General features: G+C 40.8%; 11 protein-coding genes. 6 read left to right on the top strand and 5 right to left on the bottom strand.

Annotated elements, in window-relative coordinates:
* Window positions 1-4 precede the first annotated feature (4 nt).
* The 4 genes from secB to rsgA all read right to left on the bottom strand — a co-directional run bounded on the left by secB (window position 5) and on the right by rsgA (window position 2,335).
* A complete protein-coding gene (secB, locus tag FTU65_RS02290; RefSeq protein WP_078189641.1) occupies window positions 5-460 on the bottom strand; it encodes a protein-export chaperone SecB in 456 nt (151 codons plus the stop codon).
* Between the two features lie 40 nt (window positions 461-500).
* The gene (grxC, locus tag FTU65_RS02295; protein ID WP_180065177.1) at window positions 501-755 is read right to left on the bottom strand and encodes a glutaredoxin 3; all 255 of its coding nucleotides are present in this window, start codon (window positions 753-755) and stop codon (window positions 501-503) included.
* A gap of 20 nt (window positions 756-775) precedes the next feature.
* A complete protein-coding gene (locus tag FTU65_RS02300; RefSeq protein ID WP_078189639.1) occupies window positions 776-1,183 on the bottom strand; it encodes a rhodanese-like domain-containing protein in 408 nt (135 codons plus the stop codon).
* A gap of 93 nt (window positions 1,184-1,276) precedes the next feature.
* Window positions 1,277-2,335, bottom strand: a complete 1,059-nt coding sequence (gene rsgA / locus FTU65_RS02305) for a ribosome small subunit-dependent GTPase A (protein ID WP_180004539.1) — start codon at window positions 2,333-2,335, stop codon at window positions 1,277-1,279.
* Between the two features lie 125 nt (window positions 2,336-2,460).
* Between rsgA and orn the strand changes: the two genes are divergently transcribed.
* Window positions 2,461-3,018 carry an oligoribonuclease gene (gene orn / locus FTU65_RS02310; protein ID WP_067763591.1) on the top strand — a complete coding sequence of 186 codons (558 nt, stop codon included), beginning with the start codon at window positions 2,461-2,463 and terminating at the stop codon, window positions 3,016-3,018.
* A 56-nt stretch (window positions 3,019-3,074) separates the two neighbouring features.
* Here the strand turns inward: orn and FTU65_RS02315 are convergent, their stop codons facing one another.
* Window positions 3,075-3,515 carry a GNAT family N-acetyltransferase gene (locus FTU65_RS02315; protein WP_180065176.1) on the bottom strand — a complete coding sequence of 147 codons (441 nt, stop codon included), beginning with the start codon at window positions 3,513-3,515 and terminating at the stop codon, window positions 3,075-3,077.
* A gap of 199 nt (window positions 3,516-3,714) precedes the next feature.
* Here FTU65_RS02315 and FTU65_RS02320 point away from each other — a divergent pair, with 199 nt between their 5' ends.
* From FTU65_RS02320 to FTU65_RS02340, 5 genes are all read left to right on the top strand, one after another.
* The gene (locus tag FTU65_RS02320) at window positions 3,715-4,485 is read left to right on the top strand and encodes a ThiF family adenylyltransferase (RefSeq protein ID WP_180004537.1); all 771 of its coding nucleotides are present in this window, start codon (window positions 3,715-3,717) and stop codon (window positions 4,483-4,485) included.
* 115 nt (window positions 4,486-4,600) lie between these two features.
* A complete protein-coding gene (locus FTU65_RS02325) occupies window positions 4,601-6,415 on the top strand; it encodes a tetratricopeptide repeat protein (protein ID WP_180010222.1) in 1,815 nt (604 codons plus the stop codon).
* 235 nt (window positions 6,416-6,650) lie between these two features.
* Entirely contained in the window at window positions 6,651-10,067 is a 3,417-nt protein-coding gene (locus FTU65_RS02330; RefSeq protein ID WP_180066316.1) for a type VI secretion system Vgr family protein, read from the top strand.
* 64 nt (window positions 10,068-10,131) lie between these two features.
* Window positions 10,132-15,294: an RHS repeat-associated core domain-containing protein gene (locus FTU65_RS02335; RefSeq protein ID WP_180066318.1), complete on the top strand. Its 5,163-nt coding sequence runs from the start codon at window positions 10,132-10,134 to the stop codon at window positions 15,292-15,294.
* Complete coding sequence (locus FTU65_RS02340; RefSeq protein WP_180010225.1) at window positions 15,291-15,764, top strand: hypothetical protein; 474 nt, start codon at window positions 15,291-15,293, stop codon at window positions 15,762-15,764. Before FTU65_RS02335 ends, FTU65_RS02340 begins: the two co-directional genes overlap by 4 nt.
* Window positions 15,765-15,818 lie beyond the last annotated feature (54 nt).

Genomic DNA, 15,818 nt, shown 5'->3' on the forward strand with positions numbered 1-15,818 from the left:
GCGATTAAGCTTGGCCTTCAGCAGCAGTTTGCGCACGTTGCAAATTCGCTTCGAATTCAGCATCGAAGTTAATTGGTGTAAGCAATAATTGTGGGAAGCTGCCTTTAGTAACCATATCGTTCACTGCTTCACGTAGGAATGGGAACAAGATATTTGGGCAGTAAGCACCAAGAATGTACGGAAGACGTTCTTCTTCAACGCTATCGATCAGGAAGATACCTGCTTGAGTAACGTCAACGATAAATGCAGTGTCACCCGCATTGTTCGCTTGAACGACAACTTTCAGTGAAACTTCGAAGTGTGTTGGATCAACTTTTTCTGCAGAAGAAGAAAGGTTGATATTTAGTTCAGGCTGCCATTCTTTAGTAAATACTTGAGCCCCAGGTACTTCGAAAGAAATATCTTTAGTATAAATACGCTCTAATGCCAATTGTGGTTGAGCTTGTTGTTCTTCACTCATTGTTTATTCCTTAATATGAGGTGACGATTTATGTTTAGAATTAAGATAGCATGCCGTCGAGTTTGCCTTCACGCTCTAAAGCATAAAGTTGGTCAAAACCGCCAATAAACTGATCATTAATAAAAATTTGAGGTACAGTACGGTGGTTGGTGCGTTGCATCAATTCCATACGCACTTCAGGCGCTTCATTTGATAAATTAATTTCTTTATAAGCCACGCCTTTACGCTCTAGGAGCTGTTTTGCACGAATGCAGTAAGGACATACAGTTGTTGAATAAATCGTAACTTCAGCCATGTTAATCTCCTAAGAAGCGCTTATTTGCTTTTAACTAGAGGTAAGCCTTGAGCTTTCCAGTTGCTAATGCCGCCGTCTAAACGGTATGCATCTGCATGACCGACTTGTTGCAATGCAGAGCCTGCCACTTGACCAAGGTTACATACAAAAACCAACGGGCGATCAGAAGTTTTTAACTCTTCAATGTGTTTTGTAATTTGGCTATATGGAATATTACGGCTACCGCTAATATGACCTTCGCGGAAGTCTTTCGCATCACGTAAGTCAATCAATTGAGCATTTTTAGCTTTAACTAAAATCCCTAAAGATTGAGGTGAAATTTTGCGACCATTACGCTGGCCTTCAAGAATAAAGAACAGCACGACCAATACAGCTAGCGTTCCAAATAAGAAGGGGTGATTCCCCATAAATTCGAACCAACGTTCCACAATTCACCTAACTACAATTTTAAATTGCCAAGAGTATAGCCCATAAATATGGTGATCAAAATCACCCCTTCAAGGGCATGAACAGAATAAAAATTAATTTTTTTGCTGCGCTTCCGTAATTTCGTCGATCAGACGTAAATAACTGTCTAATCGGCGCGGTAAAATTTCGCCATTTTGAGCCGCCATTCTAAGCGCACATTGCTTTTCATGTTTATGCGTACAGTTACGGAACTGGCAATAGCCCAAATGTGACTCGATCTCAGGGAAACCTTGCTGAACTTTTTCCAATTCTAGGTGCCATAAACCAAATTCACGGATTCCTGGTGAATCAATCAATGCAGAACCTTCACCAAACGCAATTAAGCGCGTAGAGGTGGTGGTGTGCTGACCGAGCGCGGAGTTTTCCGAAATAATATTGGTTTTTTGCGCAGCATCCGGAACAATGGCATTAATTAAAGTACTTTTACCAACCCCAGACTGACCTACAAATGCGACAGTTTCACCTGAAAGGCGAGCAGAAAGTGCGCTTAAGTCACCATCAGATTGAGTTTGCATGACCTCATAGCCCAAGTCACGATATTCTTGTAATAGCGTTAAGATCGGATCATTGTCTTTAAGCAAATCGGATTTATTTAAGACCAATAAAGCTGGAATATCGGCATCTGCACAGGCCACCAAATAGCGGTCAATCAGGCCTGGCGCTGGCTCAGGAAGTGGTGCAAATACAATCACAATCAGGCTGACATTGGCTGCGACAGGTTTCACTTTGTGATAACGGTCAGGGCGTGTCAGTAAAGATTGGCGTGGATGAATCGCGGTAATAATCCCCAAACCTGTGATCGGGTCAGCTTGCCATTTGACACGGTCACCCGTCACCAATAATTCGAGATTGGTACGGGTATGGCAGCGCCAAACACTGCCTAATTCGATGGGTTTCCAATGTGGTTCAGGTTCACCAGCTTGCACAATAGGTTTTTCAGGATGTTGGTCGGGTGTAGACAGCGCTTGAACTTCAAGTTGACGACCATAATGTTGGACGACCAAGCCTTCCAAATCTGCAGAAGTATCGATTTCTTCCTGACGAGATTTATGTTGCTTCTGAATGCGACGTTGCTGCTGTTCAGTCAGTCGGCGCTTACGAATTAAAGCCATTCATATCCTAAAAAACCATGAAAACTAGATGGCAAAAATAGCATGAAAGCAGGGTCTATTTACAGCGCAAGCCCAATAAATTTGCTACTATGTTCATTTTTACAGCCTAATAAGATTGCACATTTATGAGCAGCACACCTGATACACGCCTGATTTGGATTGACCTTGAAATGACAGGTCTAGATACAGATAACGACCAGATTATTGAAGTTGCAACAATTGTGACGGATGATAATTTAAATATTCTGGCGGAAGGGCCTGTGCTTGCGGTACATCAGTCTGACCGTGTGCTCAATGCGATGGATGAATGGAACACTCGCCAACATGGTCAATCAGGTCTGATCGAACGTGTACGTCGTAGTAAATTGACAGCACAAGATGCTGAACAGCAAACTTTAGAATTTTTGAAAAAATGGGTAAATCCAAAATCATCACCGATGTGCGGTAACTCAATTTGCCAAGATCGTCGTTTCTTGCATCGTTTAATGCCTGAAATGGAACAATACTTCCACTACCGTAATCTCGATGTATCATCAGTGAAAGAATTGGCGAAACGCTGGCGCCCAGAGATCATGGGTGGCTTGAAAAAGAATGCCTCACATTTAGCGATGGATGATATCCGTGACTCCATTGCTGAACTCAAATACTACCGTGAATATTTCTTTATTATGAATAAAGACTAAGGTTGTAAGATAGAAAAAGAGGCGAAAGCCTCTTTTTTTTATCCGAGATATTTTCTCTATCGTTGATAGACGTTGGCTTGATGAATCTCGAGGAAATTTGCAGGTTGAGCCAAATCAGTGAAGCCAAATTGGCGGTATAGACCATGTGCATCCGCCGTTGCAAGTAACATGCGTCTTAGATCTGCGGAGCCACATTTTTCAAATAAAGTACTCACAATCAATTTTGAATAGCCTTTGCCTCGATGCTCATCGGCGACATAAATATCGGCTAAATAAGCAAAAGTTGCATAATCCGTAATGGCACGACCAAAACCGATGAGTTCATCATCGAGAAGTAAGGCCACGGCCAAAGAGTTTTCAATCGCTTTTTTCACCACATGTTTCGGAATGTCTTTTGACCAATAGGTATGGCTTAAAAAGCGATGCACGGTGTCTAAATCCATTTCATTTTTGTCATCGGTGATTTTTAAATTATTTGGCAGAGGATGGATGTCCATGGCAATACACACTTGAGTTTTAGATCTATGGTTATACTTTTTAAAGCAGACCTCCGTTCGCTGTAAATGTTTATTTTGATGGATTTAGACCTGATGCGAATGCCGCTCTGTTGTGCTGACTGCTGAATTGCGTTTTATCAAAGAAAATAAGTAGCGAATTTGCTAAAATGGCGGCTCATTTAACACAGCCTCCAAACCTATGACTGAACTGCTCCAAGATGATGAATATGACCGCCGTTTTGCTGGCGTAGCCAAAATATATAGTGATGAAAGTTTTCATCATTATGAAAAAAGTCATGTCATGGTGATAGGGATTGGTGGTGTAGGCTCATGGGCGGTCGAAGCTTTAGCGCGTACTGGTATTGGTGAGCTGACCTTGGTCGATATGGATGTAGTTGCTGCATCGAATATTAATCGACAATTGCCTGCCATGAGCACGACACTGGGACATGAAAAAATTGAAGTGATGGCAGAGCGCTGCCGTGCGATTAATCCCCGAATCAAAATAAATTTGATTGATGATTATCTCACACCCGAAAATGTCAAAGAAATTTTGGCAGGTGCTCCTGACCTAATTTTAGATTGTATTGATGATGTGAAGGCCAAATTTGCCTTAATGCTACATTGCCGTTTTAATAAAATTCCGTTGATCGTTTCCGGTGGAGCAGGGGGTAAACTTGATCCGCTGAAAATCCGAGTCGCAGATTTATCAAGAACAGAGCAAGACCCGATGTTAGCCAAATTGCGCACACAATTACGCGGCAAAGGCATTTGTAAAAAGCCGAAAGAAAAGTTTGGGATTACCTGTGTTTATTCGATTGATAATCCATTTTCCAGTGCTGATGTTTGTCCAAGTGCAGGCTTACGTTGTGGTGGATATGGTTCAGCAGTAGTCGTGACGTCCAGCTTTGCGATGGTGGCTGTGTCAGAGGTGCTCAAAAAACTTGATGCAAAACGAGCAAAAGCATGACAGTTATCTCATTTTGAAAAAAATAAAGCACCGAATTCGGTGCTTTTTTTGTATATAGAATTAAAATCAGACACAATGTTGGAATAATTAAAATATTGATTTTTTTGGGGCGAGTATGTGGTTTTTACTGATACTAATTTTGGGGATGGGAGCACTTGCGTTTTGGATGTGGAAAAGACCCGATCCAGTGAAACGCGATCAGGCTAAAGCGGTTGGGCATGACTTGTGGATAGACCAATTAGATGCGCAGCTGAAATTCGCAGAACGCTTAATGCTTGATGCACCAACCGACTATGCGCGTGCCTATGAGTTGTATCAAAATTTAGCCAAACAGCATGAAATTCCGCAGGCCTATGTCGCTATGGGGCAGATGCATTTACAAGGCTTAGGCCGAGAAGTCAGTGTGGAAAATGCGCTGGCTTTATTGGAAAAAGCCAATAGTTTAGGTAGCGATGATGCTGCATATGTGTTGGGGCAAGTTGAAGAAGGTATCTATGGCGGTGTGCCCAATATTGAAAAAGCACAATATTGGTATCGACATGCGATTTCACGCGGTCATTTGGATGCACAATATCGACTCGCCGAATTAAACCCAGAAGATCAAACACATGCCGAGCAGCAACATTTGGATTTGTTGCAAAAAAATGCGGACAATGGACATGCCAATTCACAGTATCAATTGGCACAGTTCTATTTAAACCAAGCCACGCCAAATATTACTTTGGGAGTGGAATATTTACTGAAAGCTGGCCAACAAGATCATATGGCGGCTATTCAGCAGTTGCAGCAATTCTATGCACAAGGAAAGTATCTTGCGCAAAATGATGAAAAGTCATTGCAATATTTAAAGCGAGGATTGCTACTCGGGCACCAGCAGCAGTTGTATGAATATTATCAAGCAGTATTGATGGGTAAGATCGACGTCGATCAGCGTCAGCGGGTGTATCATGATCTTTTACAGCAGGCCAAAGAGCACAAAGTTGCAGCAGCCAGCCGATTATTAGGCATTGCACATTTTCATGGTTGGTACTTGGAGAAGCAGGAAACTTTAGGTTTTCGCTTTCTGACCGAAGCTGCTCAACTTAAAGATGCTGAAGCGATTAGTCTTATTGCCGCGCTGTATTTTGAAAAGTATTTGGTTAGTGATGATCCGCAAAAAGCATTTGAGTTATATCAAACAGCGTATCAATTCAAACCATTATTCATTAACCAAGTCGGTTTGGCACTATGCTACCTACATGGGGTCGGTGTTGAGCGAAATATCAAGCAAGCACAGCAATTTTTAGTTGAAGCTGCTAGGCATTTAAATGATATGTCCATTACTTGTGTCGCCGATCAAAACTATGTGATTGGGCGTTTTTATGCATTGCCAGAGTATCCATTAGCACATCGTGATCAATGTCTGAGCTATCTGGAAAAAGCCGCAGAACAAGGTTCGCAGGATGCTGCTTGGTATCTCTACCGTTTAGCCGTGGACAATATCTTGCCTGATCTCTCATTTGATGATAGTCAAACACAGCGAGCATTGTTGAAAGCGGCAAAATTAGGCCATCCAGATGCACTCACGCAATTGGGTCTAGTTAATTTAAAAGGACAATGGGGAGCACAAGATTTCCAACAAGCATCGCAGTATTTTTCGCAAGCGGCGGCATTGGGAAATGTGACTGCCTTGTACCAGCTTGGTGAAATGTCAGAACATGGTTTGGGTGTGCAGCAAGATTTAACTCAGGCACATAGTTATTATGTACAAGCTGCTCAGGGGATGAATGCTGCGGCATTAACGCGATTGGGTTATTTATATATTCATGGCATCGGTGTAGAGCGGGATCTTAAAATTGCACAGCAATATTTAGAAAAAGCGGCCTTGCAAGGCTATGTTGAAGCACAAGAGCAATTGGAGAATATTCACGCATTTTTAAATACCAATTAATCGTGATGCAAAGCAGTAAGGTGGTATGAAGAGACCTGAAGTTTAGTTTGATGGTCTCTTCTATTTTTAATACAGAAATAAATAGAGTAAAAATAACATAAAGAATTAATGTGGAAATTTGAATTTTTACTTACATAAAACCCAACAAAGCAGGCAGTTTATGCCTAGAAAAATATGAGTTTTTTTGATTAAATACCCCGCATATTTTATAAAAATCTGATTTTAGATAATAACGATGCTGAACAATATTTATTCTGCACTTGAGAAATTGGGCATTAGTCCACAAAAACGTGCCTTGCACATTCAATTTTCAAATTCGACATTAAATCAGGCGGTATTTTTACAACGCATTGATGGGGAACATGCGCTTAGTACGGGTTTAAATGTTCAGCTCATCTGTCTCTCAACTTCTGCCACCTTAGAACTCAAACAATTTATTGGTACACAAGTCGCAATTGATCAGGTGACCGATGCTGGGCAACTTTTTCGTATTACCGGGATCATTACAGAAGCATTTCAAGGCCAAAGTGATGGTGCATTAACGCTATATAAGTTGACCTTAGAAGATGCAACGGCATTATGGCATAAGCGTCGTAATAGCCGCGTGTTTATGAATAAATCGGTCAAAGATGTGGTCGAGATTATTTTTAAGGAATGGCAAAAAAAGAGCCCACTTTTTGCAGCGAGCTTAAGTTTGGACTTAAGTGGCTTAAAAAAAGAGTATGACGTTCGACCATTCATGATGCAAAGTAATGAAACCGACTATGATTTTATTACCCGCTTATTACGCAGTGAAGGCATTCATTGGTTGGTTGATGAAGCTCAATCTTTTGTAACATCGTCTGCGACACCCATAGCAGCCCAAAAGCTACGTTTGATTGATGATAATAGTCAATATCAAGCTTTGGAGCGACGTAATATCCGTTTTCATCGCAGTAGTGCGACTGAAAAAAATGACAGTATGACCAGTTTTATCGGTCAGCGCAGTCTGCAGCCGACGTCGGTACATGTGCAGCGGTGGCAGGCGGATGTGCTTGAACAGGACGAGGGTGGTGGTGCAGTACAAAGCAAGCACCTACATAGCCAAAATCAAGATAATGCGAGCTTAAGCTTAGAGCAGGCATGGCATGTGAGCCCTGCATGGATGCAAGATCTGAATGGTGAAGATGCTGCAACTGCCTCTAATAGTGCTCAAGTTGAACGTCTCAATCAAAATTTTAGTGATTATTATGCGGCTCAAGCCAAACAATTTATTGCTAAAAGTACCGTGCGTGATACACAAGTTGGTTACTGGTTCAAATTGGATGAGCATCCAGAGATTGACCAGCATCGTGGGGCCGATCAAGAGTTTTTGATTTTATCCAAGTCTTTTTATAACCAAAATAATTTACCTAAAGACTTAACTGATCAAGTCACCCAGCTGATTCATCAGAGTCAGTGGCAAGTCAAACAAAGCGAGGCGGATGAACGCCAAGCCAATACCTTGGCTTTACAACGTCGAAATATAACGACCGTCCCTGAATTTAATCCACTTACACATCGACCAGTAACACATCCCCAACGTGCCAAAGTTGTGGGGCCTGCCGGTGAAGAAATCCATGTTGATGAATGGGGGCGGATAAAAGTTCGTTTTCTGTTTACCCGTTCTGATGATCATGGCCATGATGGCGGTGCAGGTGCGAATAATAACGACACAGACTCGGCTTGGGTTGATGTGTTGACCCCGTGGGCCGGCGAAGGTTATGGCGCACGCTTCTTACCTCGAATTGGTGAAATAGTCGTCGTTGATTTCTTTGATGGCAACATTGACCGACCTTTTGTTGTGGGGCGTATTCATGAAGCGCAGCGTAGTCCCACTAAATTTGACAATAAAGGACAATTACCCGATACCAAAAAACTCGCGGGAATTCGCTCGAAAGAAGTGGCGGGAGAGGGTTTTGGTCAATTACGCTTTGATGACACCACGGGGCAAATTAGTACCCAGCTGCAAAGTAGTCATGGTGCGAGCCAACTGAACCTCGGTAAGCTCAGTCATCCAAAAGATAAAGCAGAAAGTGAAGATCGGGGTGAAGGTTTTGAGCTGCGGACCGATCAATGGGGAGCGGTTCGGGCTGGACAAGGTTTATTGGTGTCGACTTATAAACAGGAAAAGGCCAATGGTGAACATTTAGATGCAGAGATTGCAAGAACACAGCTGGAGACGAGTCATAGTAATAGTAAGTCTTTAAGTGATATTGCAAAACAACAAAAAACAGATGAAATTGAATCTGTTGAACAGCTAAAAGCTTTTGCCAGTGAAATAGAAAAAGATATCGCTAAATTTAAAAAAGCCATTCTTTTACTTAACTCAGTGGATGGTATTGCACTGAGTACACCAGAGGATATTCATTTATCTGCAACAGGCATGATCAACCAAATTGCCGGTGATAGCATTAACCTGAGTACGCAAAAAAATATTGTGGGACAAGCTTTAGGTAAGGTTAGCTTATTTGCAGCTCAAGGTGGTATTAAAGCAATAGCAGCGCAAAGTAAAGTCGAAATTCAGGCACAGTCTGATGCTTTGGATATTTTGGCAAAAAAAGGAATTACGATTTCTTCTACTGAGGACAAAATAGAGATTAGCAGTCCTAAAGAGATTGTGATCACAGGAGCTTCTTCCCAAATTACTTTAAATGGCTCGGGAATTTTTGCTAAGACAGGCGGTAAATTTGAAGTAAATGCAGGGCAGCATCTATTTAAACCAGCATCGAGTGCTAGCAAGTCTGCACAACTTCCTGCTTCTAATCCGATGAAAGGGGCCTTAGAACTGCTTAAGAGCTATGGTGGTCAAGATTTCTTTAGCGGAACTGGATTTAAAGTGATTGATGCTTTGGGCAAGCAAGTTACAGGAAAATTAGACGGCAATGGCTTTGCTCAAGTAACGGGTATTGCACCAGGACCGGCTAAAGTTGAGTTTGACAAAGATCCTCGAAGTGCTTGGGATTCAGCGAGTCATTTTAAGCGTGACTATCAATGGGCAGAAAACGTTGTACCGGGAGCTTCAGACTTGATTCAGAATGCACTCGGGTCGTTGGGGCAAAATTTAACTTCACAGCTTAAAGATAACTTATTCAATTTAAATGCAGATTCTTTAAAAAATATAGGAAAAAATGCATTAAAAGATGTTGGTGGACAAGCGTTAAATCAATTTAAAGACCAAGTCACCAACTCTGCACTATCTGCAATTTCATCGAAACTCAACTTGGGGCTTTCTGCTTCACAAATGGCAAGTTTGGGTCAGGGGGCACAAGGCTTATCCAGCGTATTAGGTGGAAGTGGAATGAGTAACGGCATCGTTTCTGGGTCAACTGCTGCCGCAGTTCAGAACTCTCAAGCAACTATTGATAAGGATATTGTGGGTCGTAAAATTTCTTATTCTACACGTGCATTGACCTACACAGAAACGATTCGAGAAGGTGCGGTAACACCCATGAATGTAGCAGCTGCACCCGTGGCAGTGCCTAAAGTTACTGAAATAAAAGTAGCAGAAGTTGCACCTGCACCAGTGATACCTGTCCTTGCCAGTGACGATGATTGGGTAGATAGGAAGCAATATTCAAGCCCTTATCTCACTTATAGCGAAACTACACGACCGAAAAAGAACAATGGTTAGCATTTGCTAAAGCTAGCGTCAAACACAGTTTTAAATATTTAGAATTTGAGTAATAGGTTTTTACATGACAACTGATCAAAATGTTCAAAAAGAACAACAGACAATAAATAAGCCAGCCGTAGAACTGGCAATTTTTAATTTAGAAAGTGTGACGCATACTGAAGATCATAAATTTATAGCCCATCAAATTCAGGATTATTTAAAAGCGTGTGGTAATACAAGTTTAGAGCAGTTAAAAGCCAAAGCAAATGTCCCTACTGTAGCCAATATTTTTGCACTTTCAGGTGCAGTGTTGGACTTACTATTATTTGCTACCGAGCAAGAACAGGGTGATGCTGCTGTGCAAAAATCTGCTTTGCTGAGCATGAACCTGATTGGCTTATATTTAGAGCCAAAAGCTGAAGCGCATGTACGTATGGCATTACGTCCTTTGTTGGGGCTAATGGCTGAAAAGCTCTATCCAGAAAATGGCAAAATTCAAGAGGCCGATCTTCGCCGTATGTCTTTGCATCTGAATGCACAGATTGCAGGGGATTTAGAAAAGTTTCTGACTGAAACACAGGCCAAACTTCCCGCATTATTAAGTGGCGCAACAACTTTAGGCACGTCTATTCTAAATACTTTTGCAGCGCCGATTCAGTCAGGACTGGTTTCACCCACTATTAGTTTTGGTGCAACTGCGGAAAAGCGTGATCCGACAGAACAATTTAGCAATTGGGCAAAACCGCTGATTGATTTAAGTAAAACTAGCGCACTTGCCAATATGCTGCCTAAAATAAGGAAAGAACAAACAGGCACGCTGCTACAAACTCAAGCAACTCAGGCATTGAGTTCATTTCCAAATGAAATTCAACGTCAAGCTAACGCAGGTCTAAAATACAGTTTGGCATGGCTAATTCAAGAAACCTTAAAAGCCATTAAAACGCAAGGTAACAAAGCCAATGCCAGTGTGCCGATTAATCAAACTGGGGAACATGAGCAGCACACCACAGGGGATACTTTAGAGTTTGTGACGCTGCAGGCCGATGCACTGAATAATCCGCCTTGCCAAGGGGCTGACTCGCAGTCTAAGCACAGTATCAGCTATTCTATCGGTGCTGAACGGGTCAATCATACCGATTTTTATTTACCTAAAGTGGGTTTCAGCTTTAGCCGTCAATATAACTCGCAAATGCATGAGTTTGACCAAAGCCTCATGGGTGCGCGTTGGATGATGCCTTTTTCGAATGTCATTTGCCAAAATAAAAACGGCTATTTGTTTATAGACAGCAATGGCCGCAAGCATCAGCTGCCTGCATCAATTGTGTATGAGGCTTATACGGTGCCTTATGAAGGCTTTAGTATAGAACCATTAGAAAATGAAGACTTGCTGCTGAATTTTGGTTCAGCGTGGAGTTTTCATTTCCATAGCTTTAATGGCGGAAAACACTATCAGTTGATTCAGCAATTTAATGAAGAAACAGATGAAAAAGTTGCTTTAAGTTATATTTTGTTTGAGCAGCAGGCTTATCTACAAGGCATTGATTTTCAATTGAAACGAGGCAAGCATCAGCTCAAGTTTGCCTTTAATGATCAAGTAAAAGTTATCGCTGCTTTTGTGGATGAACAGGCAGAGCCAGTTTCACGCTATGAATATGATACGCAAGGTAATTTAATTCAGGCAGTGGATCAAAATGGCCATGTACGCAGCTATGAATATAATGATGCGCATCAGCTGACCCGTTATACCGACCGTACTGGTCGTGGGCAAAATATCCGTTATGAATCAAAAGAGGCGAATGCCAAAGCCATCGCAGAATGGGCAGATGATGGTAGTTTTAAAACACGTTTGGAGTGGCACCCGAGACTGCGCCAAGTTGCTGTGTACGATGCTTATGATGTGCCAACCTATTACTACTTTGATTTAGATGGTTTTACCTATCGCACACGCTTAGCCGATGGCCGTGAAAAATGGCTATCGCGTGACAGTCAAAAACGTATTACCCGTCAAATTGATTTTGCAGGCCTAGAAACCGAACAAGTTTATAACGAGCAAGATCAGTTGGTTAAAATCGTACAGCCGAATGGAGGCATCATCCGTTTTGCCTATGATGAAGCAGGAAATTTGACGGAAACTAAAGATCCAGAAGGTCATATTTGGAAAAAAGAATACGATGCAGACGGTAATGTAACGAAGGAAATTAATCCTTTAGGTTATAGCACGCAATATAAATACAACAACGATAATCAAGTTGTAGAAATCATTGATGCCAAAGGCGGCTCTAAAAAAATTCAATACAATGATTTGGGGCAAATGACCGCATATAGCGATTGTTCAGGTAAAGAAAGCGCATGGGAATACGATGAAGAAGGCGCACTGACGGCCCAGCAGTCTGCTGCTGCGCAGCAAATCAAATATATCTACAGCTCAGAAGGTAAAGACAAAGGTCAGCTTAGAGCAATTGTCTATCCTGATGGTTTAAAGGAACAATTTGAGCATGATGAAGAAGGGCGCTTGCTGAAGCATACGGATACCAAAGGTTTAAGCACGCAGTACCGTTATAATGCTGCGGGTTTGCTCGAACAGCGTATAGATGCGAACCGTCATCAAATTGGCTACCAATGGGATCAGCTAGGCCGTATTCAAAAGCTGATCAATCAAAACCATGCAGAATATTTATTTGAATATAACCGTTATGGTCAATTGACACGTGAACAGGCCTTCGACGGCGAAGAAAAATATTATAGCTACAATGAAAACGGTCAGCTGTTCCAAATCCGTCAGCCGAATGTGTTTACTCAATTTGCATATTTTGCTGATGGTGCAATCGCTTCAAAAACTTATACCCATGCACAAACTCGTGTAAGTCAAACAGAAGAATTTGAATACAACCTGAATCATCAGTTGAGTAAGGCGACGAATAAAGACAGTCAAATCGATTTTTATCGCAACGCGCTTGGCCAATTGGTCCGTGAGCATCAGCATTATAAAGTGCCGCATTTAACTCCGCTGACGGCTGTGCTGCGTTATGAATATGATGTGCTGGGAAATTTAACTCAAACGATTCGCCCTGATGGACAGGTTCAAAGCAATTTGAGTTATGGTTCAGGGCATATTTATGGCATTGCGTTAAATAAAAAAGACATGGTGGCATTTCAGCGCGATGATTTACACCGTGAAACTGCGCGGATGCTCGCCAATGGATTGGTTCAAACCAAAAATTATAATGATGTGGGTTTACTCAGTTCGCAGCTGATTCAGCCAGAGCAAGAGACTTTAGGGCGAGTACAGCATCAGGCGGAACGGCAGTATCATTATGATCAAAATTATCTACTCACGCAGGTGGACGACAGCCGTTTAGGCAAGCTGAATTATCAATATGATGCGGTTGGCCGTTTGATACAGAGTCAAAGTGTGCATAAAACGGAAAGCTTTACTTTTGACCCTGCGGGGAATTTAATTGACCCGATTGCCACGCAGGCGTCTCAAGTGAAAAGTAATTTGATCGCTCAATATCAGGGTAAAAACTATAAATACGATGCGCAAGGCAATGTGATTGAAAGCAGCCATGCAGGTAAAACATTAAAACTGACGTGGGATAACCTGAACCGTTTGATCCAAAGTGAGCTTAATGGTCAGGCGACTGAATATGGTTATGATGTATTTGGAAGGCGTTTATACAAGAAAAATCAAAATGCGCAAACCCTGACCTTATTCGGCTGGGGCGGTGACCTGATGATTTGGGAGTCACAGCAATCTAATGACGTTGAAGAAAACTACACTAAGCATTATGTCTATGAACCGCAGAGTTTTGTACCGCTGCTGCAAACGGGCTATACAGGTTTTATCAAGCTTCTAGAAACCCCAGATTACACTCAATTTCAGCATGAAGATTATTCGGTTTATAAAGATCCGCTATGGAAAACGGAAACACGAAAAAATAAAGCTGAATTGGAACGAGTGCTTTTTTATCACTGTGACCAAGTTGGCACACCACAAACATTAACTAATGAATTAGGTGAGTGTATTTGGGAAATTAAGCAGAATGTATGGGGTGACGCTTTAGAAATAAAGGCTTCTCATAATTTACTTGAGCAAACCAATATTCGTTTCCAAGGGCAATATTACGATAGTGAAACTGGCTTACATTATAACCGTTACCGTTATTATGAGCCGCATAGTGCGAGATATGTAAGTAAAGATCCGATTGGACTAGCTGGCGGACTTAATAATTTAGCTTATGTAAGTGATCCGAATCAGTGGGTAGATGCGTTGGGGTTGGCGAAAGTATTTATTCATCCCGATGGGACATATTCCGATAGGTATGTGCCTGGAAGTAAAGGTTTAAATTCTGAAGCTCAGGAATACATTGCCAAACTTAACCAACGTTCAAGTACACAAGCTACATCTAAAAATAAATCATCATCTTATAAATCATCAGATTATAGTAATAAAGCTAGTCAGGATTATCGTAATGCTATACAACAAAATAAAGCAGCATTTGAAACTTTGGATCGTGGAAGTAAACAACTGGAAAAGATATCAAAGGGTACAAATAAAATTAATAGTAATCAACAACCTGATTTTAAAGGCTATAATTTTCTGGAAAAAACCCAGAAGTGGGTTGGTGAAAAAAGGGATCAAATACAAAAAGGTCATGAAAACTTTGGAAAGTATAGTCCAACTGGTATAGCTAGAGATAGAGAGTTAGATCATATTGATAGAGTTGCAAAATGTATATTAGAAAATAAATGTACCTTAGACTATGCAGTTTGTTCAGGTGGAATGGGGCCATTATCTACAGGAGCTGTAGTTAACTTACATGATGGTAGCGTGTATTTAACAGGAAGCGTTAGTGGAACATCTATTCCAAATGAAGTTACTAAAATGCTAAATACGAAAAACTTGTCGCCATTTCAATTGGCAAAGGGAATTTCTCAAAGTGTGGCAGCTAAAGGTGGGAGCTGTAGTTTTGGCACTATTACTAATAAATCCCAAGCAGATAGAGCGGATATAGCAGAATTTGTTAACAGATGGTTACCTGGTAAGAGTGTTACTACATCTGTTGGATTTTTTGGTGTTGTTGGTGGTGTGACTGTTCCACATACTCAAAAATGGTTTGACCCAAATGCCCAAATTGGAATTGAGGTGGGTGGCGGTAGCCCAAGAATTGATATGTCGGAAGGTGTAACTTCAAGTCAGCGTATTTATCAAATTGAATTTTTAAATAAGGCTAATAGAAAATGATTTTTTCAAAACTAAGTTTATTATTAATGAGTATTTTTATATTAGTATCTTGTACAAATACAAAAGTTACTAAAGAAGGGGAGTACTTTAAAACAATTACTTATAAATTCTTTAAAGATTTTGAACCCAATGAAGAGGTCTTAATAGATAAAATTGATAATAAATATTCAGTGACTCAAATAAATAAGTCTGATCTTTCCTTAAGTGATTTTAAACAGATTGATAATAAATTAAAAAAAGATGGGTGGAGAATAATATCAGCTAAAGATAAATTTTTTGAATATTGTTTTGGTGAGAAAATTTATTTGGGTGCACTATTTCCAGAAAAAGAAAAATATAGAAATTTTGCAGGTAATGAAGTTTTACCATTTAATCAAAAAAAATGGCTAGTCATTATGTCGTATAGTGAAGGAAAAGTAAATTATTGCCGCAATGATGAATTGGAAAATATAGAGTTGGAGGATTTATGATAACTTATTTATAATTTTTTTAATAGGTTTATTTGACTTTATTAATTACATAAA

This window comes from Acinetobacter sp. YH12129, from assembly GCF_013418685.1.
GTDB lineage: Bacteria > Pseudomonadota > Gammaproteobacteria > Pseudomonadales > Moraxellaceae > Acinetobacter > Acinetobacter amyesii.